The sequence below is a fragment of the Pseudomonas sp. R19M genome (genome assembly GCF_050312585.1).
Lineage (GTDB): Bacteria > Pseudomonadota > Gammaproteobacteria > Pseudomonadales > Pseudomonadaceae > Aquipseudomonas > Aquipseudomonas palleroniana.
Genome location: NZ_JBNPJV010000025.1, coordinates 1 through 24,712, shown reverse-complemented (window position 1 = coordinate 24,712; position 24,712 = coordinate 1). Strand labels below are relative to the sequence as shown.

The following is a 24,712-nucleotide window of genomic DNA, read 5'->3' as shown; positions in this document are numbered from 1 at the left end:
CTCATGGCGTCAGGCAGTGCGCGGGCGCGGTTTCGAAATACACGTTCGGATCGCCGGCCTTCGGCAAGGCAAAATCCAAGCGGCAGCGAGGCTGGTCGGGGGCCTTGACCCACAATGGGCGTTGATCCAATGCATTGGGTAAAAACACCTGACTGCCTTCCTGAACCAGCGTCACGAACTCACCATTTTCAGTGCTCACTGCCGCACCTCGCGGCAACGGCCGGCCATCGGCGGTGGTCACGCTCAGTAGCACGCGGCGCGTCAGGCTGACGCCGAACTGCAGCTTGTCGACGCTGCCCCGGCCGGCGGTCAGTACCGCCAAACCGTTGCTGATATCGGCGTTGCGTGGCAGTGAGCGGGTTTGTACTTCCACCGGGCTACGGCCATAGGCGGCCAGTTGCGGTGCCACGGCCTGGCCTTGCCAGTCGGTCCACACCGGGCCGCTTGGGGTCGACAGTTTGATCCCGGCCATCTCTCCCACCGAAACCACGGCAAAGGTGTCGCGCACCGGGTACGGCGAGAACGTCACACCGTCACCGTGCAGCACCACACCGCCGCGGGCGCCGCCTTGATAGCTGGAGCGCTGGTCTTCGGAGCGGGTGTAGTTGAAGTCCAACTGGCTGTAGTAGGGCAGTGCCGAGACCCCCAGGGACGACTCCACTTCGCGGTCGCGGCTGTCGCGTTCTACGCCGACACGGTAGGCCAGTTGGTCGTTGACCTGCTCGCTCATGCCCACGCCGACGCGGTGCTCGCCGCCCGTATTGCGCGCCCAGGCGCGGCCTCTGCGGTTTTCACCGAGGGGCAGGCTGATGTTCAAGTAAAGGCTGTCGTCGCTTTGCTGCCGGCCGCCTACCTGCCACTCGGCGCTGGCGGAAACCGACACCCCACCCACCGATGTGCCCCATGACGCCAGCGCCCGGCTGCTGCTGTAACCGGCATACGACGCGGAGCGTGACACCCCCGCGCTGAAGGCGCCCAGCCACGGGCTGGCCCACGATGCGGTGAGGCTTTGCTGATCGCGATAGCGTGAACGTTCCTGCTCGTGGGTGTAGCGCGAATAGGTCGACTCATCGAGGTCGCGGTAGCCCAGTGAACGCCACGAGGCGGCGGTGGTGATTGCCCAGTTGTCGCTCAGCTGTTGCGACCAGGAGAGGTCGGTCTGCACACCTTGCTCGTTGCCCACACGCGTGGCTTGTGCGCCCTGCACGGTAAATTGCAGCTGGGTCTCCGGGCGCGGTAACCAGCCCAGGTTCATGCCGGCGGCACGATACGCATCGGCGATCAATCCGCCACCGCCGACGCTCACCTGGGAAAGCAATGCACCATTCCAACCGGCACTGACCACCCAGGGTTCGGCACCGTCGCTGTTGCCGATCTGGCGCACGCGGCCCGCCGCCACGGCATAACCCGGCGCTGGCAGGCCCAGGCCGAGCATGGCGGCCGGCACGGTAAAACGGCGTTCTTCGCCATGGGTTTCCTTGACCGTGACCTCCACGTCGGAGCGACTGTTCAAGCGGCGTACATCGGTCAGGGAAAACGGCCCGGCGGGCACCACCGTCGAGTGGATCAACGCGCCGTTCTGGCGCACCTCGACCTGCGCCGGGCTGTTGGCGATGCCGGTAATGGTCGCGCCTCGGTTCTGGTCTTGCAGGGCGGTTTCGTTAAGCACCTGCGCGCCGGTGATCTGCGCGCCTGCCAGCACCGGGTTATAGAGGCTGATCTGCCCGGCCTGGAACACCGACTGTTGTTCGGCGAAGGTGCGCTGGGCATAGGCGTCCAGGTGGGTGGTGCGCGAGATTTTGTCTTGCCAGGTCTGCACCTGGCGGCTGCGCACGATCCAGTCGCCGGCGTTGAAACCCACTTCGGTGTTGGCCGATGCAAAACGGCTGCTGCTGCCTGCGGATTGGTTATGCAGGCCAGTCAGGTCGTAGTTGAGCAAACCGGCGAAACCGCCGCTCTGATAGCCGGACACATCCTGCACCGCTGGGCGAAGGGCTTCGCCGGGCACGATCAGGGCGAGCTGCAAAGCGGCCGGGTCTTGCTCGATAACAGTTTGTGGGTAGGCGGCCAGGAAATCCTGGCAGGCGGCGTCTGCGTCCAACACCACCAAGTTACCGGCATCCAGCAGCGGTCGGTCGAAACACAGAGCGCCCTCGCGGTCGAATGCCACGTCGATCCGGCCTCGGCGTTGGCCGTTGATGCTGAGGTTGACGGCGTGTCGCCCAGGGGTGAAGCGCGGCGCGTCCAGCAGCAGGTTGGCAAGCTCGGGGTCGATACCGCGTTGGGACAACGTTTGTGGATCGAACAGCCCGACTTTTGTCGGCTCGTCGGCCAAGGGTTCGTTGGCGGGCCAGAGGGCGCCGAGTGTCAGCGCCAGGCCGGCCAGCAGGGTGCGGCGGGGTGAAACGGCGGGCATGGCTTCGCCGTCGCGGTCAGTCATTACTGTGCTCACAAGGTCGTACTCGAGAGTGGAGGCATACTGGCTGAATTCAGGGCCAGGCTTCCCGGCGGCCTTCAATGAGGCCACTTCTTTATTTGAGGGTTGGCGCGGTGTGACCGTCGCCTGTTCTTATAGGTTGAGCGCCGCGTCGTAGGGCGCAACGGCAAAGCCGTAGGTGGTCGCAGGTTGCAGTCGCACCGTGTTTGCCGTTGCCGCGCTGACATTGATGCTCAGGGTTTCCCCCGGCAACACATAGGTGCGTGGCAGCAGCGCCGAGTTGTCGCCGGGCAGTAGCCGCAGTTCCTGGGCCAGGCGCACCACGTAGGGGGTCGGGTTGCTCACGGTCAGCTGGTTTTTTTCCAAGCGCCAGACCAGACCCTCCCATGGGGTGCGGTTGGGAGCCAGGCCCTTGGGATGGATGATCACCGGCAGGTTCTGGCGCACGGTCACGCCCACCCGCGCATGGCCGGCCTGGGCCTGCGAACGTCCCTGGGGCATGCCTTCGAAGATCACTCGCTTCAAGCGCTGAGTGGTCAACGGCTGGGCCGATTGCAGAATGAAGCGCACCAACTGGCTTTTGGAGGGCTCCACCCGCGCCAGAGGCGGGGTGACAAACAGTAGCGGCTCGGTGTCCTCGGGGTTGTCTTCCAGGGTGACGTGCAGCAACGCAAGCTTTCCATCGGTATTGGTCACCGACACCGAGGTTTCGCCCTCGGCTTCGTAGAGGAGGACGACCGACGTATCCGGGACCATACCGTCAGCCACGGCTGGGTGACTGAGCAGCAAGAGAAGAGCGCCGATGCACCGACGCAGTGTTTGAAAGGAGAAACCAGGGAAGGTTGGCATGGCTACATATACCTAAGGTCGAGCACGATAGAGCCGTCCAGCGGCACTTCCTGATTCAGGGTCAGGAACGCTGCGGCGTTGATCGACGTGTTGATGTTCAAGGTGGCGTTCAGCAGGCGATGAGGTTCCGGCACCAGGGTGCCGAGCCTGGCAAAGCCCATGTAGTTGTCGGGGTAGGCGTTGGCCTCGGGAAACCAGGTCAGGCCCTGATTGCTCGAGGCCAGTACCAGCACGCGTGAGCCGTCGGCCATGACGTCGCGAAAGGCAATTGAAACAGTGCCCAGGCGTTCGCCTGGGGCGTGGACGTTGTGGCCCAAACCGTAATAGAAGCCAGGGCCCAGGGATGAGTCTGCGCGGTTGTCGAGACCTACCAGCACAAACAGAACCGGCTCGTTGCAGCTTACGCCCAGGTCCAATGTCTGCATGGGCAGTGCGCTGAATTCGTATTGATTGAGGCTGCGGGCCGGGACCCTGCCATGGTCGACGATGCCGTTGTCCGACAGGGTGACCTCGCAGGCACTGGGGGTGATCAACCCCGTGACATCGAGGACCGTACTGGAGGATGCCCGTGCGGGTTGGCTGATACTGAACAGGTAAAGCAAGGCCAGCAGGCCTGAAGTCAGGTTCTTCATGGAAACGGTTCACCGGGAGCCTGATGTATCGAGGGGGCCGAGGCTGCACCCCCTCTCAGGTGGTTTAAATGCGCAGCGACAGGTTCGCCACTCCTGGGTTTACAGGTAACGCACCGTCAGGGTCACGGAGGCATCGATCGCGGCTTCATTGTTAAGGGTCAATTGGCTGCTGGGCGCGATCCTGGGCTCGATGACCAGCTGCGAGACCAGTGTCTGCACCGGCATGGGGGCGACGGTAGCGGCGTCGGCGACTGAAATGAGGTTGTGACGCATCAGGTGGCGCTCGACAAACCAGGTCAAGCCACCGTCATCGGAGCCAATGGTCCGGGCGGCGACGCTGTCAGCAATAGGGTTCAGCAAGCGCAGGGTCATGGCGCCAAGTTTCTCTGTGCCGTTGATCAGGCCCAGGCCGAAATCCACCATGTTGTTTTCGAAGTCGGAGCCTTCGCGGTTGTCCTTGCTCTCCAGTGCCATCAGGGTCGCGGCGTCGCAGATGACCGTTAAGTCGACGGTTTTTGCCTCAAGGGGGGTGGGTTGCGTGGTGTTCAGATCCTTCGCGGAAATTTTGCCGTAGTCCACCGTCTGCGCAGACAGGCTCGGCTCGCAGGAGCTGGGGGTGATCAGGCCGACGACGCTCAGGTCAACATTGGAGGCGGCGAAAATACTGGTACTGCTGGCCAGGAGCAGGCCGGCAAGCAGGGGTTTGATGGCTTTATTCATGTTGGGTCTCCAGAAAAAGGAATGGCAATTACCAGTACTTGAGCTGCAACGTGGCGTGACCGTCGATCGGCAACTCATCCAGCAAGGTCAGGTCGCTCGCCGGTGCGATCACCGTGTAGGCGCGCAGGCGTGCGTTCAGGTCCTTCACTGCGATAGGTATGTAGGCGCTGCTGGCGGCGGAAAATGCAGTCAAGGCCGCGTGCCCCAGGTAAGACGAGGGACCCCAGGTGGTGCCGCCATCACGAGACATAATGGTTTGCACAGGCGCGTTGTCGGCGATCGCTTCAAACAGCCCGAACGAGACGGCGCCGAGTTTCTGGTCGTCGTTGACCATGCCCAGGCCGTGCATCGAGCGTGGGTTGACGGCGGCGGTGCCCGCGCGGTTATCCACCGTGGTCAGGGTGAACAGTGTGGCGCCTTCGCAATGCACTTCCAGATCCATCTAACCGGTTTGCAGGCGAGTGGGAAGGACGGGGTCGAGGTCGCGCGCGGTCAATTTGCCGTGGTCGACGACGCCATCGTTCGACAGGGTCGGAGTGCAAGACGCGGGGGTAATGGTCCCGGAGACGCTCAAGTCCATACTGCTGCTTGCAAAAGCGCTGGGCGTGCAGGCCGCCAGCAGAATGGCGAGCGCGGCGCAGGGGGTTCTATCCATGGGCACAGATCCTTGTGAATGGGGGTTGGGTTGACGGTCAGAGGTACAGCACGTCCAGTGAAGCGCTGCCGTCCAGAGGGACTTCCTCGTTCAGCGTCAGGGTGCGGGTCGGAGCAATGTGAGTAGTGATGGTCAGGTCGACGGTCACGCTGCGCAGCGCCGTAGGAAAGTGCGGGCCGCTGCCGAGGGTGTCGCTGAACGCATTCCAGTAGCGATGCCCCATATAGCTGCCTGCGGAGTTCATCAACCAGGTTTGGCCTTGGTCAGAGGAGAACAGGGGGTACACGGCAACTTCCGAGACCGGGTTGAGCAGGTCTATGGAATAGCTGCCCAGTTTCTCGTTGCCGTTGATCAGACCCAGGCCGTAGTTGTGGTCGAGGAAGAAGTGGGCCGACCCCAGGCGGTTGTCTTTGCCGTTCAAGGCAAACAGGGTTGCGGCCTCGCAACTCACGTTCAGTTGCAGCGTGACAGGCGTGAGTTTGGTTGAGTTGTCGACCAATAGATCCTTGGACGCGATCTTGCCGTAGTCCACCGTACCGTCCTGAGACAAGGTGGGGACGCAGGCGCTGGGGGTAATGCTGCCTTTGACGGTCAGGTCGACACTGCTGGCAGCCAGCGCCCAAGGGCAAGTCACCAGCAGCACGCTGCCTGCAAGGGCTGCGAAAGAGGCTTTCATGGGAGAACGTATTCCTGTGCAAGGTTCAGGGACAGATAGAGCGCGTGGGGAAGTTGCCCATTGGATTTAGGGTTATCGAGGGGCGCGCGCTGTTATTGGTAAAGCGGGGGGAATTTATCGCCGGGACCGTGCGGGGTGAATGCAACTATTACGATAGTGCAAGCAACCCTGTAATGCTGTTCGACGAGGGCGTTTTAATTCGGGAAAAAATACCGTTGTCGTAGTTGTTGTATCGCCTTGGCCAGTTCATTTGGATACGTTTCGCGCTTTTTTCGCCTTTACTCAAGCTCAGTGGGTGGCGAAACTTTCTGAGCGAGAAGTTCCAGTGCAGTTGTCAGAAAAGTCGGCGATGTGTCGTCGTCTCCTGGCGTCAGGCAAGGCTTGGTGAGCTTATCGCTCTGCATGAGGTCACTATGCGGGGCAATAAACCAGGCGGTGGGCCGCCTAAGGCGTCGTCGGCGGACGATCTGCCCGGTCATTGGCGGCACGCCAAGGTCTTGGTGGTCGACGATCACGCGACTTATCGGCTGCTGATGAGCGGGTTGCTGGACAAGCTCGGTGTCGCCCATCGAGTGGTCAACAACGGGCAGGCGGCGCTGGATAGTCTGGCCACCGACGCGTTCGACCTGGTCATCAGCGATTGCCGCATGCCGGTCATGGACGGCTATACCATGACCCGCGAACTGCGACGCCGCGAACGCGAGGCCGGGAATGCGCGGGTGCCGGTGATTGCCTTGACCGCACGGCTGGACCCCGAGGACGTCCGTCATTGCCTGGCTTGTGAAATGGATGGCTGGCTGAGCAAGCCGGTATCGCTGGCCCGGTTGCGCGAAGTGTTGATGCAGTGGCTATCGGATGCACACGTCCATGCCCGCCAAGCCCCTCGCGGGCCGGCCAACTCTCGGTGCGAGCCGCGCCCGACCCGCGCCAGCCTGGTCGCCACGTTCGGCGCCTGGGAGGTAGTCGAGCCGATGTTGCGCAGCCTGATCGACGAAGCCCGGTACGACCTGGCAGGTCTGGCCCTGGCCCAGGCGAGTCTGGATGCCGCATTGACCGCCCACCACTTGCACCGCCTGGTGGGGGGCGTGGCGTTTCTCGGTGCGACGCCGCTTGAACCGCAGGCGGTGCGGCTGATGGACGACGTACAGCGTTCGGGCGTGGCTGACTGTGCTGTGGCGCTGGGCATATTTCGTGAGGATGTGGAACGCTACCTACAGTACTTGGGGAAAATTCAACTTGATAAATGAAGGAGTTTTCCATTCTGTTATGTAGTACTTTTCTGTATGTATTTTCTTTTAATTGTGTAGGTGTTAATGCCGGCCTCCAGAAGTATGGGGTAATAGCCTGTCAGCTGTGTTTATTGGCGGTTGTTGCCTTCGGCAGGGCGATGTATTTTGGCTGCTACTTATTTGCCATCATGGATATTACCGATGCTCCGCATAATTATTGCTGACGATCACCCTATTGTTCGCGTAGGGCAGAGAGTGGTGATTGAGGCGAGTGGTAAGTGCAAGGTTGTGGGCGAGGCCAACGGGCCGGACGAATTGCTGGCATTGGTGGGCAGCGTGCCCTGTGATGTGATAGTGACGGACTTTGCGATGCCCGGTGACCAACAGGCTGACGGTTATGGATTACTTGGGTTGTTGCATCGGCGCTACCCCAGGTTGCCGGTGATACTGGTGACCATGTTTGCCAACGTCGCGACCCTGCGCACGGCGTTGTCCCACGGTGCAAGGGCCGTAGTGGCCAAGAGCGCCTCGGCCAGGGAGTTGCCCCAGGCCCTGCAAACCGTGGTGCAGGGGCGTACCTTTGTCAGTGAATGCCTGCGTGCCCAGCTTGACCAGGCGCAACCGGCACAGACCCCCAGGCTGTCCGGCAAGGAACAGGAAGTGGTGCGCATGCTTGCCAGCGGCATGACCGTCAGCCAGATTGCCGCGCGGGTCAACCGCAGTATCTCCACGATCAGCAAACAGAAAAGCACGGCCATGCACCGGCTGTGTATTTCCACGGATGTGGATTTGTTTGCTTATGCTCGTGAAGCGGGAATGGTGCCCTGATAGTTGCGGTTTTATGACATTAGTGTGCTGGGTGTATTCGTATTACTTGTATTTGGTTTAACTCGCTCGTGCTTTAAAGTTTGCCTGTCGTCTCATCCTTAGTGTGGTGGGAGTCTGACATTCCTAGTCTATTAATTGAGTCGAACTTGCAGGGTGGCGACGCATGTTTGCTGCCCCGCTTATAATCGACCGTAAGCGAGCATTGATATGCAACAGTCTCAACTAATGATTGCCGCAGCGCTGATGCTGGCCGGTGTTTCCACGGTATCGGCTGCTTCAAGCGTGGACCTGAGCGTTACCGGCAAGATCACCCCGGCCGCGTGTACGCCGTTATTGTCCAATGGTGGCCTTGTCGACCACGGCAAGATATCCGTCCAGGATCTCAATCCCCGGGGCAATACCCAACTGCCGGATGCCGCGCTGACGCTTGAAGTGAACTGCGAAGCGAGCACCACCCTGGCCATCAAGGTCACCGATAACCGTTCCGGCACCGTCAGCTACAACAACGGGACCGCTTCATACTTCGGGCTGGGGCTGGCCGCCAATGACAAGAAAATCGGCTGGTATGAACTGAGGATGAACAACGCCACGGCGGACGGTGAACTGCGTGAGGTGATCGAATCGGTCGATGGCAGCACCTGGCTGTACGCCGGCACCCTCTGGCAGCCTGATTGGCTGCGTTCGTTGAACGGGGCGAGCGGTTCCTACGCGCCATTGCCGATGCAAACCTTCAAGGCTGACCTGGCGATTGCCACCTGGATCACCGACAAGGCCACGTTGCCGGTCACCGAAGAAATCCTCATCGACGGCAACGCCACGCTGGACGTTGTCTACCTGTAACCCGCCCACACATCACTCATGCCCCTGGCGAATGACCGTGGCTTTCCCCGGCCGCGCGGATTATCGTGCGCTCCTATCAACAACAACGATTCAGGGAGCTGCACATGAGTGATGCCCATACCGCGTTGATCACCCGTTTCTACCAGGCGTTCCAACGCCTGGACGCCGAGGCCATGGCCGCCTGCTATACCGATGACGTGGTCTTCAGTGACCCGGCCTTTGGCGAACTGCGTGGCCGGGATGCCGGCGACATGTGGCGCATGCTCACCACCCGCGCCAAGGATTTCTCCCTGACCTTCGACAACGTGCGCAGCGATGAGCATAGCGGCGGCGCGCATTGGGTGGCGACGTATCTGTTCAGCGCCACCGGCAACACGGTGGTCAACGATATCCAGGCGCGTTTCGTGTTTCGTGATGGCAAGATCTGCGAGCACCACGACCACTTCGACCTGTGGCGCTGGTCGCGCCAGGCATTGGGCACCAAGGGCCTGTTGCTGGGCTGGACGCCCTTGGTGAAAAACGCCGTGCGGGCCCAGGCACTCAAAGGCCTGAAGGCATTTCAGGCCAGTCGTTGATAAGCTGCGGGCTTTTTTGCATGGCCGAATCCTGCTGTGAACACGCCTGACCCCAAACCCTGGTTTGTCTACCTGGTACGCGCCGCCAATGGCGCGTTGTATTGCGGCATCAGCAATGACCCGGTGCGCCGGTTCGCGATGCACCAGAGCGGCAAGGGCGCGCGTTTTTTTCTCTCCAGCCCCGCCGTGGCGCTGGTGTACACCGAAGTGTGTGCAAGCAAAGCCGACGCCTTGCGTCAGGAACGCCTGATCAAAAAACTCAAGAAAAGCGCCAAGGAGTGCCTGGCGGCGAGTGGCTCATCACCCTGACTGATAGTTTCCCATCACGCCATCGTGACGTTTTGCGCGCTAAGCTGACGGCTCATTTGTTGTAAATGGACTCCAGCATGTCAGCGCTCATCCTGCATCATTACCCGACGTCACCCTTCGCGGAAAAAGCTCGGCTATTGCTGGGTTTCAAGGGCCTCTCCTGGCACTCAGTGCTCATTTCGCCGGTGATGCCCAAACCGGACCTGACCGCGTTGACCGGTGGCTATCGAAAAACGCCGGTGTTGCAAGTCGGCGCCGATATTTATTGCGACACGGCGTTGATCGCGCGCCGGCTGGAGCAGGAAAAGTCCTCGCCGGTGCTATTTCCCCTAGGCCAGGAAATGATCACCCAGACCTTCGCCACCTGGGCCGACAGCGTGGTGTTTGCGCATGCCGTCAGCCTGGTCTTCCAGCCTGAATCGGTGGCGGTGCGTTTCGCCAAGTTGTCGCCAGAGGCAATCAAGGCGTTTATCGCCGACCGCGCCGCACTCTTCAGTGGCGGCACGGCCAATAAACTGCCCGCCGAACTGGCCAAGCACCAATGGCCGGCAATCATGGCGCGCCTGGAGCAGCAGTTGCAGCGCGAAGAGGGCGACTTTCTGTTCGGCGAGCCGTCGATCGCCGACTTCGCCCTGGCCCACTCCATGTGGTTTCTCAAGGCTACGCCGGTGACTGCGCCATTGGTGGACGCCTATCCTGCGGTGGTGGCCTGGCTGGGGCGGGTGCTGGGCTTCGGTCACGGCAATGCAAGCCAGATGAGCGGCGAGCAGGCGTTGGAGATCGCCCGCAACGCGACCCCGGCACCCTTGCCCGATGAGGTATTCGAGGACTTGAACGGCTTCAAGGCAGGCCAGCAGGTCAGCATTGCGGCGACTGACTACGGCGTCGACCCGGTAGCCGGTGAACTGTTGTTTGCCGGCCGCGAAGAGCTGATCCTGCGCCGTACTGACGAACGTGGCGGGACTGTGCATGTGCATTTCCCGCGCTTTGGCTTTCGCATCCAGGCGTCATAGAAAAATTATTTGCGAACCGCGGTGAGGTAAACCTGTGGCTCATCCGTGTAGTGCTTGAAACTGCGATTTATTCGCATTAACAGCGTTTTCTACACGGGTTTTCACAGCATGAAGTCGACGGCGGGCGGTTGGGTTAAACAGTGGCTGGGAGCCTCGGTATTGGCGGTGTCGGGGCTGGCGTTGCTGCCCCTGGCGGTGGCACGGGCGCAGGAGCAGCAAAGCACCCAGTTCAGTTTTGCGCTGGCAGCCAAACCGCTGCCCCAGGCCTTGAGCGATTTCAGCCGGGTCACCGGCATGAGCGTGATCTACACCGATGAAGCCCCCTACGGCCTCAACGCTCCGGCGGTCAGTGGCCAGATGAGCGCGACCCAGGCCCTGCAGCGCCTGCTGAGCCAATCGGGCTTTACTTTCCGCCAGATCGACGCTCGCACCCTGGCCCTGGAACCGGTGCCTACCGAAGGGGCCGTCAACCTCGGCGCGACCACCATCAACGCTGCCAGCCAAACCCAGGACGCCACCAGCTACCAGCCACCCCCCACCAGTTCAGTGATGCGCTCCCAGGGCCTGCTGCTGGAAACCCCGCAAACCGTCAACGTCGTCCCTGCCCAGGTATTGCGTGATCAACAACCGCGCAATCTGGATGACGCCTTGGGCAATGTCAGTGGGATCACCCAGGCCAACACCCTTGGCAGCACGCAAGACGCCGTGATGTTGCGCGGCTTTGGCGACAACCGTAACGGTTCGATCATGCAGGACGGCATGCCAGTGGTGCAGGGGCGCGCGTTGAACTCCACGGCTGAGCGGGTCGAAGTCCTCAAAGGTCCGTCGTCGTTGCTGTACGGCATCCAGGACCCAGGCGGCGTGGTCAATATCGTCAGCAAGAAGCCCGAGCTGGTGCAGTCCACCTCCCTGACGGTACGCGGCTCGACCTTCGGCGATGGCAAGAACGGCAGCGGCGGCAACCTCGACACCACCGGCCCGATTGGCGACAGTGGCCTGGCCTACCGCCTGATCGTCGACCATGAAGACGAAGACTACTGGCGCAATTTCGGTACCCACCGCGAGACACTGCTGGCGCCATCCCTGGCCTGGTACGGCGACACCACCAAGGTGGTGTTCGCCTATGAACACCGTGAATTCCTTTCACCATTCGACCGTGGCACCGCCATTGATCCCAAGACCAACCACCCGCTGAATATCCCGGCGACTCGGCGCCTGGACGAGCCGTTCAACAACATGGAAGGCCGTTCCGACCTGTATCGCCTGGAAGTCGACCATGACTTGAACGACGACTGGAAAGCTCATTTCGGCTACAGCTGGAACCGCGAGACCTACGACGCCAGCCAAGTCCGTGTGGTCAAGGTCAATACCAACGGTACGTTGACCCGCAGCATGGACGGCACCCAAGGGGCGTTGACCACCGACCGTTTTGCCACCGCCAGCCTCGAAGGCAAGGTCGACGTGGCCGGCATGCAGCATGACCTGGTGTTCGGCCTGGACGATGAGTACCGCAAGATCTACCGTGCCGACCTGATCCGCCAGGCGCCGCGTGGGGTCTTCAACTACAACAACCCCGTGTACGGCAACGAAGTGGCCGGCACCACCGTCAGCGCCCCGGACAGTAACCAGACCGACCTGCTGCGCAGCGATTCGCTGTTCTTCCAGGACGCCATCCACCTCACCGACCAGTGGATTCTGGTAGGCGGCGCGCGCTACCAGATGTACGACCAGTACGCCGGCAAAGGCGTGCCCTTTACCGCCAACACCGATGGCAACGGCCAGAAGTGGGTACCCCGTGCCGGCCTGGTGTACCGCTACACCGACCAGTTGTCGTTCTATGGCAGCTACACCGAGTCGTTCAAACCCAACTCCACCATTGCGCCGCTGGCCAACAAAACGGTGCTGGACGGCAGCCTGGAACCGGAACAATCCAAAGCCTGGGAACTGGGGACCAAGTTCGATATGCCGGGGCGCATCACCGCGAGCGCGGCGTTGTTCAACATCGAAAAACGCAACGTGCTGGTGCAGGTGGGCGATGGCCTGACCTCGGTGTACAGCGTCGCCGGCAAGGTACGCTCGCGTGGCCTGGAACTGGACGCCAGCGGGCAATTGACCGACAACTGGAGCTTGATCGGCAGTTACGCCTATACCGATGCGGTGGTGGTCGAGGACAGCAAATACAAAGGTAACGACCTGCAAAACGTGGCGAAGAACACCGCCTCGCTGTCGGCGGTGTATGACTTCGGCAGCCTCCTGGGCGGCGATCAGTTGCGGGTCGGTGCCGGGGCGCGCTATGTCGGCGAGCGGGCGGGGGACGCCGCCAATAGCTTCGAACTGCCGAGCTACACCGTGGCCGACGCGTTTGCCACCTATGACACCAAAATCGATGGGCAAAAGGTCAAGTTCCAGCTCAACGTGAAGAACCTGTTCGACCGTACCTACTACACCTCTTCGGTGAACACGCAGTTCGTGTCCATTGGCGATGCGCGGCAGGTGTCGATTTCCAGCACGGTGACGTTCTGATGAACAAGGTCGCCTGGCTACTGGCCCTGTTCATCAGCACCACCGCAGCGGCGGACAGCGGCGCCATCCACCGCGAACACCGAGTGACGTTGCCTGGCTCCGGGCACAGTTGGGGGTTCGTCGGCCTCGATCCGACGCGTCCCTATCTGTTCCTGGCCCGCCGCGAAAACGGGTTGACCGTGTTTGATGTCCAGCACCAGCGTACGGTCAAGAACGTGCTGCAGTCCGATGGCGCCAACGGTGTGGTGTTCGTGCCTGGGTTGGACCGCGTGTTTGTGCTCAACACTGACGGCAGCTTGAGTGTGGTGCAGTTATCCACACTCAAGCCGCTCAAGCGTATCGCCGTTGCGCAAAGCAACCTCAACAGCGCGGTGTACGAGCCGTCCACCGGCAAGGTGATTATCGTCAGCGGGCGTCGGGCGGATCGTTCGACGCTGTTCGAGTTCGACCCCCAGCAGGAACGCATTACCGGCGCGCATGAGCTGGCGGTGAAGAAGATCGACCCGCTGTTGCTCAAGGGCGATGGCAGTTTCTTCTTGCCGATGCGTGATGAAGGCAAGGTCGCGCGCTATGCGGCCGATACCTTTGCCGTGCTCGATACCTGGCAATTCAGCGATTGCCCCAAGCCGAGCGCGCTGGCCCAGGATGTCGAGCGCCAGCGCTTGTTTGTGGCGTGTCGAGGCGACTCGCCGGTGCTGATCGTTGCGGACCGTGAAAGCGGCGAGGTCAAGGCCAGGCTGCCGATTGGGCGTGACGTCAATGCCGTGGCCTACGATGCGCAACATCGTCGTTTGCTGATCCCCAGCGGCGTGGACGCGAACGTCATGGTGATCGAGCAAAGTGATGCCGATCATTACGCCTTGTCGGCCACCGTCAGCACCGTGCCGATGGCCTATAACATGGCCTTTGACGCGCAACGCCAGCGGGTTTACCTGCCGGCCATGGACTTCAACCAGCCTGCGCCGAGCACTGCCGAACCCAAGCCCGACCCGCAGTTTCAGGCCGGTACGTTCTCCATCACCACCCTGGCACTTGATTGAGGGCTGTGAATTAACCAAGCTGCGCACTCTCGTAGTTTCAGGAATGCCAGTGTTATGCAGTGGGGACGATGGATACACGCCGGCGCGATGGCGCTGGGCTTTGGGTTGTTGCTCAGTGGTTGCGCCACGCCTTCGAAGACGGCGGGCGGGCAGGGCCTGGACCAACTGCTGGCCGACCCGGCGCTGCACGGCGCAAGCGTTTCCCTGATGGTGCGGGATGCCAAAAGTGGCGCCACGCTCTACCAGTACAACCCACGCACGCGGTTGGTGCCGGCTTCCAACCTCAAGCTGCTGACCACTGCTGCGGCCATGGACGTGCTGGGGCCGCAATACCGTTTTGCCACACAATTGCTCAGCAATGGCACGCGCCAAGGCGATCGTCTCAGCGGCAACCTGTACCTGCGCGGCCTCGGCGACCCGACCCTGCAGTTTGCCGACTACCAGGCGCTGGCGGCGCAATTGGCCAGCCAGGGCATTCGCCAGGTGCAGGGCGACCTGGTGTTCGACGACACCTGGTTCGACGCCGAGCGATTGGGCGTCGACTGGTCCCACGATGATGAAACCACCTACTACGGTGCGCAGATTTCAGCGCTGACCGTATCACCCAATAGCGATTTCGATGCGGGCAGTGTCCTGGTCACGGCCAAGGCCCCGGTGCGCGTTGGCCAGCCTGTCACGGTCGAGATCTACCCGCCCACCGATTACCTGCAACTGAGCAACCGTGCCGTCAGCGGGCCGGGCAACACTTACGGGATCAATCGCCGGCATGGCACCAACCTTTTGCAGCTCAGCGGTGCGGTCGCGCCGGGCAGGCAGAGCGAGCAATTGGTCAGTGTGTGGGAGCCCACGCAGTTGGTCGCCAACCTGTTCGAGCAGGCGCTGGCACAGCAGGGCATCCGCGTTTCGGGGCGTCGGGTGATGGGCGCTGCGAGCCCGGCCACGGCGACCGTGCTGGCCGAGCACCAATCGGCGCCGCTGCAGGAGCTGATCACGCCGTTGCTCAAACTCTCGAACAACAACATGTCCGAAGCCTTGCTCAAGGCCATGGGGCGCAAGACCGCCAACAGTGGCACGGCGGCGGCGGGCGCGGTGGCGGTGGCCGGGTTTCTCAAGCGTCAGGGCCTGGATACCACGACGCTGAGCCAGGTCGATGGTTCGGGCCTGTCGCGGCGTAACCTGGTGTCGTCGCAAAACCTCACGGATGTGCTATTGGCCGCGAGCAAGCAGCCGTGGTTCAACGCCTGGTACAACGCGTTGCCGATCGCCGGCAATACCGAGCGCATGACCGGCGGCAGCCTGCGTTATCGCCTGAAGGGTACGCTCGCGGAAAACAACCTGCATGCCAAGACCGGCTCCATGGGCGGCGTTTCGTCCCTGAGCGGCTACCTCACCGATACCCACGGACGGCGGTTGGTGTTCTCCATGATCAGCAACAACTATGTGGTGGCCGGCGCCCAGGTCAAAGGCGTGGAAAACCGTGTGGTCGAGGCACTGTCACGCTGGGACGATTGATTCAGGGCTGATAGCCCATGCGCCAGCTTACGGCCCGGGTCGCTGCCAGCAACTGCTGCGCCGCCGGGCCATTTTCATCGGCGTGGAACAAGGAGGTGGGGCCGACTACGGTCATCACCGCCGCCACTTGCCCGACCGCGTTGAAGACCGGTGCCGACAACGCATCGACCCCAGGCATCAGCAAACCATGCACAAAATGCAGGCCACGGCTGCGAATCTGCTCGCACACAGCGGCGTAGGCCTGATCGTCGGCCAGGGCATGGGCGGTTCCGCCCTGAATCTCACGCTCGCGCAACTCCACGGTTTCCCGCGACGGCAAATAAGCGCTGAACACCAGGCCGGTGGACGAACTGAGCAGCGGTAATACCGAACCCAACTGCGTCACCACCGTGACGGCGCGCACCGCAGGCTCGATATGCACCACCGTTGCGCCTTGATTGCCCCACACTGCGAGAAAGCAGGTTTCATTCAATTCATCGCGCAGTTCCGCCAGGGGCATCGCGCCGACTTTCAACACGTCCATGCTGCCCAACGCAGCCAGGCCCACGCGCAACGCCTCGCGACCCAGGCCATAGTGGTTGGTGGCGGGGTTCTGTTCGGCAAAACCTGAGGCGATCAGCGCCTGCAAATAGCGATGCACCTTGCTCGCGGGCATTTGCACGTGTTCGGCCAGGCGCGACAACGAGGTGGCCGGCGAGAGTTCGGCCAGGGCCTTGAGGATATCGGTGCCCACTTCGGCCGAGCGGACTTTCTGTTTTCCGGTGTCGCGGGGGGTATCCATGGAAGGGCAAGAATCCGAGAGATGAATGGGCGTCTTTATAGCTTGACGGTCGATAGTGATCAAATTACGTTATGCGTAAGTGAATTACGATAAAAACAATTCCGTACAGAGGATGTTCCATGAACCTCGAATACCAATCGGGCTTCGGCAATGAATTCGCCAGCGAGGCCCTGCCTGGTGCGCTGCCCGTCGGCCAGAACTCCCCGCAGAAAGCGCCTTATGGGCTGTATACCGAACTGTTCTCCGGCACCGCCTTCACCATGGCCCGCAGCGAAGCGCGCCGTACCTGGCTGTATCGTATTCAGCCCTCGGCCAATCATCCGGCGTTTGTTAAGTTGGATCGGCAATTGGCCGGTGGGCCCCTGGGAGCGGTGACACCGAACCGCCTGCGTTGGAATCCGCTGGATGTTCCCAGCGAACCGACCGATTTTGTCGATGGGCTCGTGGGCATGGTTGCCAACTCGGGGTCGGAAAAACCCTCGGGCATCAGCATCTACCACTACTGTGCCAACCGCTCCATGGAGCGCGTGTTCTTCAATGCCGACGGCGAACTGTTGATCGTGCCCGAGCAAGGGCGCTTGCGCGTTGCCACCGAGCTGGGCGTGTTGGACGTGGAGCCGTTGGAAATCGTCGTGCTGCCACGCGGCCTGAAATTCCGTATCGAGCTGCTGGACGCCGAGGCGCGCGGCTACGTCGCCGAGAACCATGGCGCACCGCTGCGCCTGCCGGACCTGGGCCCTATCGGCAGCAATGGCCTGGCCAACCCACGCGACTTCCTCACGCCGGTCGCGCACTACGAAGACCTCAAGCAACCGACCACCCTGGTGCAGAAGTTCCTCGGTGAACTGTGGGCCTGCGAGCTGGATCATTCGCCGCTGAACGTGGTCGCCTGGCACGGCAACAATGTGCCGTACAAATATGACCTGCGTCGCTTCAACACGATCGGCACTGTCAGTTTCGATCACCCGGACCCGTCGATTTTCACGGTGTTGACCTCGCCCACCAGCACCCACGGCCTGGCCAACCTCGACTTCGTGATCTTCCCACCGCGCTGGATGGTGGCCGAGAACACCTTCCGTCCGCCGTGGTTCCACCGCAACCTGATGAACGAATACATGGGCTTGATCCAGGGCGCCTACGACGCCAAGGCCGAAGGCTTCCTGCCCGGTGGTGCGTCGTTGCACAGCTGCATGAGTGCCCATGGTCCGGATGGCGAGACCTGCACCAAAGCTATCAATGTGGAGCTGGCGCCGCACAAAATCGATAACACCATGGCCTTCATGTTCGAGACCAGCCAAGTGCTGCGTCCCACACAGTTCGCCCTTGAATGCCCACAACTGCAAAACACTTATGACGCGTGCTGGGCCTCGTTGCCCGCCACCTTCAACCCGAACCGGAGATAACCCATGACTCATCCAACGCTAACCCGCAGCTGGGTGGCCTCCGCCAACGGTCACCGCGATTTTCCCCTGCAAAACCTGCCGCTGGGGGTGTTCAGCATCAAGGGCTCGGCACCGCGCAGCGGCGTGGCGATTGGTGACTCAATCCTTGACCTGTTTGCCGCCTTGGACGCGTTCGAGGGTGAGGCTCGCCGCGCCGTGGAAGCCACCGCCGGCGGTCAGTTGAATGCCTTTTTCGAACTCGGCCGTGGCCCGCGCGTGGCCCTGCGCGAACGCCTGCTGGAACTGCTGGCCGAAGGCAGCCAACTGCAAACCCGCGAGGCTCAAGTGCTGCACCGCGCCGCCGATTGCCAGATGCATGTGCCGGCGAAAATCAGCGACTACACCGACTTCTATGTCGGCATCGAACACGCGCAGAACGTCGGCAAACTCTTCCGCCCCGACAACCCCTTGCTGCCGAACTACAAGTACGTGCCGATCGGTTACCACGGGCGCGCCTCGACCATTCGCCCATCGGGCACCGACGTCCGTCGCCCCAAGGGCCAGACGCTGCCGGCCGGCCAGGCCGAGCCGAGCTTCGGCCCGTGCGCACGCCTGGATTACGAATTGGAGCTGGGCATCTGGATCGGCCCGGGCAACGCCATGGGCGACGCGATTGCCATTGGCGACGCGGCCGAGCATATCGCCGGTTTCTGCCTGCTCAACGACTGGTCGGCGCGGGATATCCAGGCTTGGGAGTACCAGCCGCTGGGGCCGTTCCTGTCCAAGAGCTTTATCACCAGCATCTCGCCCTGGGTGGTTACGGCTGAAGCGCTGGAGCCGTTCCGCAAGGCGCAAGCGCCGCGTCCCGAAGGTGACCCGCAGCCGCTGTCTTACCTGCTGGACAAGCGTGACCAGAACGCAGGTGCCCTGGATATCGAACTGGAAGTCCTGCTGACCACCGCTTCGATGCGTGAGCAGAACCTGCCGGCTCATCGCCTGACGCTGAGCAACACCCTGCACATGTACTGGACCGCAGCCCAAATGGTTGCCCACCACAGCAGCAACGGCTGCCAGTTGCAGGCCGGAGATCTGTTCGGCTCGGGCACCTTGTCCGGGCCGCAGCCGGGGCAGTTCGGCAGCCTGCTGGAAATCACCGAAGGCGGCAAAAAACCGATTGAACTGCCGAGTGGCGAGGTGCGCAAGTTCCTTGAGGACGGCGACGAAATCATTCTGCGTGCCCGTTGCAGCCGTGAAGGGTTTGCTCCCATTGGCTTCGGCGAGTGCCGTGGCACCGTGGTCGCGGCGCACTGAGAGGGACGGGCGATGGATCTCTATACCTACTACCGCTCTACCGCGTCGTATCGGGTGCGTATCGCGCTGGCGCTCAAGGGGCTGGATTTCAGCGCCGTGCCGGTCAACCTGCTGGTTCCGGCGGGCGGCGCCAACCGCCAGCCCGAATACCTGGCGATCAACCCGCAAGGCCGCGTGCCTGCGTTGCGTACTGATGACGGGGCGTTACTGATCCAGTCGCAGGCGATCATCGAGTATCTGGAGGAACGTTATCCACAGGTGCCGCTGCTCTCCAAAGACCTGGCCGCCCGTGCCCATGAGCGGGCGGTTGCCTCGATCATCGCCTGCGATATCCACCCATTGCACAACTCCAGCACCCAGAACCTGTTGCGAAAGTGGGGGCATGATGAGGCGCAGTTGCTGGAATGGATCGGCCATTGGATCAGCCAGGGCCTGGGCGCGGTGGAGCAACTGATTGGTGATAAAGGCTTTTGCTTTGGCGAGCAGCCGGGGATGGCGGATGTGTTCCTGATTCCCCAGTTGTACGCGGCGGAACGTTTCAAGGTGCCTTTGGCGGCGTACCCGCGTATCGGGCGGGTGGCAGCCTTGGCGGCCCGGCATCCGGCGTTTGTGCAAGCACATCCGGCTAATCAGCCGGATACCCCTGATACACCCTGAATGAATGTGGGAGGGGGATTGCCCCTTCCACATTGGATCGAAGTTGCCCACATAAAAAAATAAAGGGACCTTGCGATGCACAATCAGATTGCCAGCTTTCGTGCTGCACTCGATGCCCGTCCGGTGTCGAACTATCAGTGGTTGATCCTCCTGCTACTGGCGCTGTTGCTGGTGACCGACGGCTACGACGCTCAGGTGCTGGGTTACGTGGTACCGGCCTTGGCCAAGGACTGGGGCTTGGAAAAAGCCGCGTTCGGCCCGGTATTCAGTGCCAACCTGTTGGGCCTGACGTTGGGCTCGCTGCTGGTGACGCCGCTGGCCGACCGGTTTGGCGTGCGGCGCATCCTGCTGGGCTGTGTGCTGATCTATGCCAGCCTCACGGTGTTGATGGTGTTTGCCAATTCCCTGACGACGCTGATGGCCGCGCGCTTTATCTGCGGGATCGGCATGGGTGGTGCGATGCCGAGTGCCATGGCGTTGATGTCGGAATACTCCCCACCCCGTTTGCGCACCTTGATGGTGACGTTGGCCGCGTGCGGCTTTTCGTTTGGCGGCGCGGCGGGTGGTTTCGTCGCGGCGGGGTTTATCGAAGGTTTTGGCTGGCAGGCGGTATTCCTGGCGGGCGGCGTCACGCCGTTGTTGCTGTTCCCCTTCCTGATGTGGCTGTTGCCCGAATCCCTGCCGCGCCTGTTGCGTGACGCACCGCCCTATGCGCGCTTGCAAAAGGTCACTGCGCGCATGCTGCCCGGCTGGCAGCCGCCACTGGCCAGCACGGCCGAAAACCAACGGGAGGAGGGGAGCAAACTGACGGTGCTGGAGCTGTTCCGCAACGGCTATGCGCGCCCGACCCTGCTGCTCTGGGCGACCTTTTTTGTCAGCTTGATCCTCTTATACTTCATGATCAGTTGGCTGCCGTCGTTGCTGCTGGAAAGTGGCCTGGCCTTGAAAGAAGCCAATCTGGTGACGTCGATGTTCCTGTTTGCCGGCACCCTGGGTGCCATCGGCATGGCCTGGTTCGCCGACCGCCTGAAAAGCAAGGTGCGGCTGTTGTCCGGCGTATTGGCGGCGGCTGCGCTGTGCACCGTCCTGTTGGGGCTGAACCATGACAACCCGCGTTATCTGGTGGCCTGCGTGTTCGCCGCCGGTTTCTGCATCATCGGCGGGCAACTGACGCTCAATGCCTTCGCCAGCAACTTCTACCCGGCCCATGTGCGTGCTACCGGCACCGGCTGGGCCTTGGGGGTGGGACGATTCGGCTCGATCCTGGGGCCGCTGTTCGGCAGCCTGCTGTTGGCGATGCATATTCCGGTACAGCAGATTTTCTTCTTCTGCGCGATTCCGGCGGTGATCGCCGCGTTGCTGATCATTCAGGTACGTTCGCCTGTCGTCAGCGTGCCCAAGAGCCCGTTGCAGACGGATATCCTCAAGGCACCGGGGGCTTAATGCACCACCGTGTTGGGCGGCAGATGCCCCAGCCGCTCGGTCAGGCGCAGGCGCTGGATCGGGTCTTCGCTGAGCAGCAGGGCATGTTCCAGGTCAAAGCGCTCGGCATTCGGGCAGTCCAGGCGCTGATACAGGCTGGCCCGGGCCAGGTAGTCGGCGGCGCTGGCATTGCCCAGTTCCAGCACGCGCTCGGCATCGATCAAGGCGTCGAGCGGGGCATCATTGGAGAGGTGCAGCTGGCGCAGGTTGCGTGACAGCCGTTGCAGGATCGAGCGTGGTTCAGCGGTGTTCAGGTGTTCAGCCTGCAACTTGAGATTCGGCCCATATTGACGTTGCAGCAGTTCGCGGCAGTCATTGGGGTACAGACGCCGACCGCCACAGGGGTCCAGCAGATGGTCGGCGCCGGGCACCCGCAACAGAAAATGCCCCGGGAAATTCACGCCCACCAAGGGGATGTCCAGGCGTCGCGCGATTTCCAGTGCGATCAGCGCCATGGCCAAGGGTTGCCCGCGCTTGCGTTGCAGTACCTTGTCCAGCAGGGCGGCGGCGGGGCGCAGCGGGGTGAAGTCGTCCTGGGCGAATCCCAGGTCGTTCAAGCGCCGCAACAGGGGTTGACCCAGTTCGTCAGCGGGCAACATGGGCATGCCCAGCGCGACCTGTTGTTGCAGCAAGGTGACGTCTTGCAGGATGAGCAACGGCTGCACGGCGGGATCGTGCTCGGCGGCAATCCACAACGCCGCTTCAAACAGCGCGGGGGGAGAGCGGTCCAGGCAGGCGAAAAAGGCTTGGCGGGGATTCATTGCTTTCTCCGGCGGATGCCCTCGTTTTAGCCTTGCTGTGAATTTTCGTCCAGCGTCTTGAGAAATATCCTACCGTCTTATGTCTTAGGGCCTGCAAAACCGTGAGCCTTATTCCAGTGCAGTCCAGCATTTTTCTACCGCAAGCCTATACTTGGGCCACTACCAGAAGTGATTCGGGAGCTCATTGATGTTTGCGCTCATGCACAGCACCCGCCTTGAATCGCTGCACCTGAGCGTCGACCCGGTGACCGGTCTGAAGGCGATCATCGCCATCCACAACAGTCGCCTGGGGCCGGCCTTGGGCGGCTGTCGTTACCTGACGTACCCCGACGATCAAAGTGCCGTGGCGGATGCCGCGCGCCTGGCCCAAGGCATGAGCTACAAAGCCGCCCTGGCCGGCTTGCCGGTAGGCGGCGGTACGGCGGTGATCATCCGCCCCGTGCACGTGGAAAGCCGCGCCGCCTTGTTCGAAGCCTTTGGCCGCTGCATCGAAAAACTCGACGGCCGCTTCATTACCGCCATCGACAGCGGCACCTCGGTTGCCGATATGGACTGCATTGCCCAGCACACGCGCTTCGTCACCAGCACCACCGCCGCCGGCGACCCCGCGCCGCACGCGGCCATGGGAGTGTTTACCGGTATCCGCACCACCGCCATGGCCCGCCTGGGCAGCGATAACCTCGAAGGCTTGCGCGTGGCGGTGCAGGGGCTGGGCAATGTGGGGTATGCCCTGGCCGAGCAACTGCACGCGGCCGGTGCCGAGCTGTTGGTCAGCGACATCGATCATGGCAAGGTCCAACTGGCCATGGAGCAACTTGGCGCGCACCCCATCGCCAACGATGCCTTGCTCAGCACCCCTTGCGATATCCTCGCGCCCTGCGGCGTCGGCGCGGTGTTCAATCGCCATACGGTTGGCCAACTGCGTTGCGCCGCTGTGGCCGGTTCCGCCAGCGCGCAACTGACCAACCTGGAGATCGCCGACCAACTGGAAGGGCGAGGCATCCTCTACGCCCCCGACTACGTGATCAACTCCGGCGGCCTGATCTACGTCGCTCTCAAGCACCACGGCGCCGAGTTGGCGGATATCACGGCCCATCTGTCAAACATAGGCAGGCGCCTGACCGAAATCTTCGCCCACGCCCAAGCCGAAAAACGTTCCCCGGCACGGGTTGCCGATGAGCTGGCCGAGCGTCTGCTGTACAAATAGCCCAGGCATTAAAAAGGCCCTGAGCCAGTGACTCAGGGCCTGTTCAATTCGGGCTTCATTCCGTTGCAGGGTTCAGCAACTCGGCCAGTGCATCCGGCTGGCTCTTGAACGCCTTGGCAAACACATCGCGGTTCTTCGCCATGTAGATCCCGGCTTCTTCCACTTGCTGCTCGCTCAGGGACGGCACGGCCTTTTGCAACACTTCTGCGAGCAACTCAGCGAGTTCAAGCATCTTGTCATGACGGTCAGCTTCGGCTTTATCCATGATTTACCGCAATCTTGGGTGTCTAGATATTTGGTAGGAGTGTTTTTGGAGGTCCTCTCTGAGCGGCGATCAGAGGGGGTTGATTATCACTATTCGACGGTCTACCTTGAACAACAGTGCCAATGAAGCACCTAGGGTATTTGGATAGCAGATAGACGACGGAATCATCCGCGGCTTCGCATCTGTGCCCCCATGACTGAAATATTGTCGGGGTGCAGGGTTATGAGTAAATATTGGTCCATATCGATTCGTTGTTTTTTTCGGGTACTATCCTTCAGCGTCTTGCCGCTGATTATCAAGGCATACAACTTCGTTATTTCTCTCTTAAAGTTTCGGATCCCGAAATGTCCTTTGTTCTGTAGCGTTTTCTTGCAGAATGCGAAAGCCTGCCATCTAGTTAGGTGTGTGGCTTTAGCTGGCTTATGCGAGGCAGACGTTTATGCTTGAGTTCGCTAGCAATAACTTATCCACTAGGCTATTTGATCTAGAGTACAAAGTTATAAAGTTCTCAGATGGTCGCTTGGCTAGATACATGTTGACGTCAATTGAAACATGTGTTCCTAGTTTAACTGCAAGTGTGTACGAAGTGGCGTATTCAATGGGCAGTCGCAGATATAGGTCAAGTATAAAGACGATATTTTATCATATTGCATTTTTGTTCACTTGGGCAAAAGTAAGTTGTATCGATATAGAGATAATGCTGCTAGAAGGAATCGGGCTAGATTTTAAGAACATTAAAAAATTCTCGCGGTGGCTTGAGAAAGGTATATCTCCACCCCAAGACGGCGACCAGATAAATCGATATGTAACCAAGATTCTTCATAGCTGTAGCTCATTTTCCTTATGGTTTGTTGAGAACTATACTCCGCTTGTAAGCTGTCTCATCGACAGTAATCTAAGTTATATGAAACTAATAGAGAGCCATAAGAAGGCTTGGTCTGAAGTAATGGGTGAATCGCCCCTAGTTTCGTAGACACCTCCAAGCCTTAAAATGAGGCCCATTAGGAGGTGCCATGAGCAACCAGCGT

Annotated in this window: 22 protein-coding genes and 1 pseudogene; 14 read left to right on the top strand and 9 right to left on the bottom strand. The window is 61.1% G+C overall.

Features of this window, described 5'->3' with window-relative positions; genetic code table 11:
• Position 1: 1 nt before the first annotated feature.
• The 6 genes and pseudogenes from ACQRBT_RS04130 to ACQRBT_RS04105 form a co-directional block, all read right to left on the bottom strand.
• On the bottom strand, positions 2-2,440 hold the full coding sequence (locus ACQRBT_RS04130; RefSeq protein ID WP_104995576.1) for a fimbria/pilus outer membrane usher protein: 2,439 nt from the start codon (positions 2,438-2,440) through the stop codon (positions 2-4).
• Between the two features lie 129 nt (positions 2,441-2,569).
• A complete protein-coding gene (locus tag ACQRBT_RS04125) occupies positions 2,570-3,286 on the bottom strand; it encodes a fimbria/pilus chaperone family protein (protein ID WP_060753853.1) in 717 nt (238 codons plus the stop codon).
• Between the two features lie 2 nt (positions 3,287-3,288).
• Entirely contained in the window at positions 3,289-3,918 is a 630-nt protein-coding gene (locus tag ACQRBT_RS04120; protein ID WP_060753852.1) for a DUF1120 domain-containing protein, read from the bottom strand.
• A 99-nt stretch (positions 3,919-4,017) separates the two neighbouring features.
• On the bottom strand, positions 4,018-4,638 hold the full coding sequence (locus tag ACQRBT_RS04115; protein ID WP_412047704.1) for a DUF1120 domain-containing protein: 621 nt from the start codon (positions 4,636-4,638) through the stop codon (positions 4,018-4,020).
• 28 nt (positions 4,639-4,666) lie between these two features.
• A pseudogene (locus ACQRBT_RS04110) lies at positions 4,667-5,293 on the bottom strand (DUF1120 domain-containing protein).
• Positions 5,294-5,330: 37 nt separating this feature from the next.
• A complete protein-coding gene (locus ACQRBT_RS04105) occupies positions 5,331-5,969 on the bottom strand; it encodes a DUF1120 domain-containing protein (protein WP_411985499.1) in 639 nt (212 codons plus the stop codon).
• A 413-nt stretch (positions 5,970-6,382) separates the two neighbouring features.
• Here ACQRBT_RS04105 and ACQRBT_RS04100 point away from each other — a divergent pair, with 413 nt between their 5' ends.
• The 9 genes from ACQRBT_RS04100 to dacB all read left to right on the top strand — a co-directional run bounded on the left by ACQRBT_RS04100 (position 6,383) and on the right by dacB (position 15,838).
• A complete protein-coding gene (locus ACQRBT_RS04100) occupies positions 6,383-7,216 on the top strand; it encodes a response regulator (protein ID WP_412047703.1) in 834 nt (277 codons plus the stop codon).
• A gap of 183 nt (positions 7,217-7,399) precedes the next feature.
• The gene (locus tag ACQRBT_RS04095) at positions 7,400-8,026 is read left to right on the top strand and encodes a response regulator transcription factor (RefSeq protein WP_090366613.1); all 627 of its coding nucleotides are present in this window, start codon (positions 7,400-7,402) and stop codon (positions 8,024-8,026) included.
• 207 nt (positions 8,027-8,233) lie between these two features.
• A complete protein-coding gene (locus ACQRBT_RS04090) occupies positions 8,234-8,866 on the top strand; it encodes a DUF1120 domain-containing protein (protein ID WP_104995583.1) in 633 nt (210 codons plus the stop codon).
• Positions 8,867-8,970: 104 nt separating this feature from the next.
• On the top strand, positions 8,971-9,441 hold the full coding sequence (locus ACQRBT_RS04085; protein WP_104995584.1) for a nuclear transport factor 2 family protein: 471 nt from the start codon (positions 8,971-8,973) through the stop codon (positions 9,439-9,441).
• A gap of 36 nt (positions 9,442-9,477) precedes the next feature.
• A complete protein-coding gene (locus ACQRBT_RS04080; RefSeq protein ID WP_060753844.1) occupies positions 9,478-9,750 on the top strand; it encodes a GIY-YIG nuclease family protein in 273 nt (90 codons plus the stop codon).
• 77 nt (positions 9,751-9,827) lie between these two features.
• On the top strand, positions 9,828-10,763 hold the full coding sequence (locus tag ACQRBT_RS04075) for a glutathione S-transferase family protein (RefSeq protein ID WP_104995585.1): 936 nt from the start codon (positions 9,828-9,830) through the stop codon (positions 10,761-10,763).
• A gap of 108 nt (positions 10,764-10,871) precedes the next feature.
• Complete coding sequence (locus ACQRBT_RS04070; RefSeq protein ID WP_412047702.1) at positions 10,872-13,286, top strand: TonB-dependent siderophore receptor; 2,415 nt, start codon at positions 10,872-10,874, stop codon at positions 13,284-13,286.
• On the top strand, positions 13,286-14,326 hold the full coding sequence (locus ACQRBT_RS04065; protein ID WP_235594020.1) for a YncE family protein: 1,041 nt from the start codon (positions 13,286-13,288) through the stop codon (positions 14,324-14,326). Before ACQRBT_RS04070 ends, ACQRBT_RS04065 begins: the two co-directional genes overlap by 1 nt.
• Before the next feature lie 54 nt (positions 14,327-14,380).
• Entirely contained in the window at positions 14,381-15,838 is a 1,458-nt protein-coding gene (gene dacB / locus ACQRBT_RS04060) for a D-alanyl-D-alanine carboxypeptidase/D-alanyl-D-alanine endopeptidase (protein WP_060753841.1), read from the top strand.
• Between the two features lies 1 nt (position 15,839).
• On the opposite strand, the gene ACQRBT_RS04055 is transcribed toward dacB, so the two are convergent.
• The gene (locus ACQRBT_RS04055) at positions 15,840-16,619 is read right to left on the bottom strand and encodes an IclR family transcriptional regulator (RefSeq protein WP_244384260.1); all 780 of its coding nucleotides are present in this window, start codon (positions 16,617-16,619) and stop codon (positions 15,840-15,842) included.
• A 119-nt stretch (positions 16,620-16,738) separates the two neighbouring features.
• On the opposite strand from ACQRBT_RS04055, the gene hmgA reads away from it, so the two are divergent.
• The 4 genes from hmgA (at position 16,739) to ACQRBT_RS04035 (ending at position 21,412) form a co-directional block, all read left to right on the top strand.
• Positions 16,739-18,022: a homogentisate 1,2-dioxygenase gene (gene hmgA, locus ACQRBT_RS04050; protein WP_060753839.1), complete on the top strand. Its 1,284-nt coding sequence runs from the start codon at positions 16,739-16,741 to the stop codon at positions 18,020-18,022.
• Positions 18,023-18,025: 3 nt separating this feature from the next.
• Complete coding sequence (gene fahA, locus ACQRBT_RS04045; protein ID WP_412047701.1) at positions 18,026-19,312, top strand: fumarylacetoacetase; 1,287 nt, start codon at positions 18,026-18,028, stop codon at positions 19,310-19,312.
• Positions 19,313-19,324: 12 nt separating this feature from the next.
• Positions 19,325-19,969 carry a maleylacetoacetate isomerase gene (maiA, locus tag ACQRBT_RS04040; RefSeq protein WP_060753837.1) on the top strand — a complete coding sequence of 215 codons (645 nt, stop codon included), beginning with the start codon at positions 19,325-19,327 and terminating at the stop codon, positions 19,967-19,969.
• A 75-nt stretch (positions 19,970-20,044) separates the two neighbouring features.
• Positions 20,045-21,412: an MFS transporter gene (locus tag ACQRBT_RS04035; RefSeq protein WP_060753836.1), complete on the top strand. Its 1,368-nt coding sequence runs from the start codon at positions 20,045-20,047 to the stop codon at positions 21,410-21,412.
• On the opposite strand, the gene ACQRBT_RS04030 is transcribed toward ACQRBT_RS04035, so the two are convergent.
• Positions 21,409-22,212 carry a SirB1 family protein gene (locus tag ACQRBT_RS04030; RefSeq protein ID WP_060753835.1) on the bottom strand — a complete coding sequence of 268 codons (804 nt, stop codon included), beginning with the start codon at positions 22,210-22,212 and terminating at the stop codon, positions 21,409-21,411. The two genes, ACQRBT_RS04035 and ACQRBT_RS04030, sit on opposite strands and share 4 nt — an antisense overlap.
• 187 nt (positions 22,213-22,399) lie before the next feature.
• Between ACQRBT_RS04030 and ACQRBT_RS04025 the strand changes: the two genes are divergently transcribed.
• Positions 22,400-23,419 (top strand): Leu/Phe/Val dehydrogenase, encoded by a 1,020-nt coding sequence (locus ACQRBT_RS04025; RefSeq protein WP_060753834.1) that lies wholly within the window; start codon positions 22,400-22,402, stop codon positions 23,417-23,419.
• Positions 23,420-23,474: 55 nt separating this feature from the next.
• On the opposite strand, the gene ACQRBT_RS04020 is transcribed toward ACQRBT_RS04025, so the two are convergent.
• The gene (locus ACQRBT_RS04020; RefSeq protein ID WP_060753833.1) at positions 23,475-23,684 is read right to left on the bottom strand and encodes a YebG family protein; all 210 of its coding nucleotides are present in this window, start codon (positions 23,682-23,684) and stop codon (positions 23,475-23,477) included.
• Positions 23,685-24,712: the final 1,028 nt, after the last annotated feature.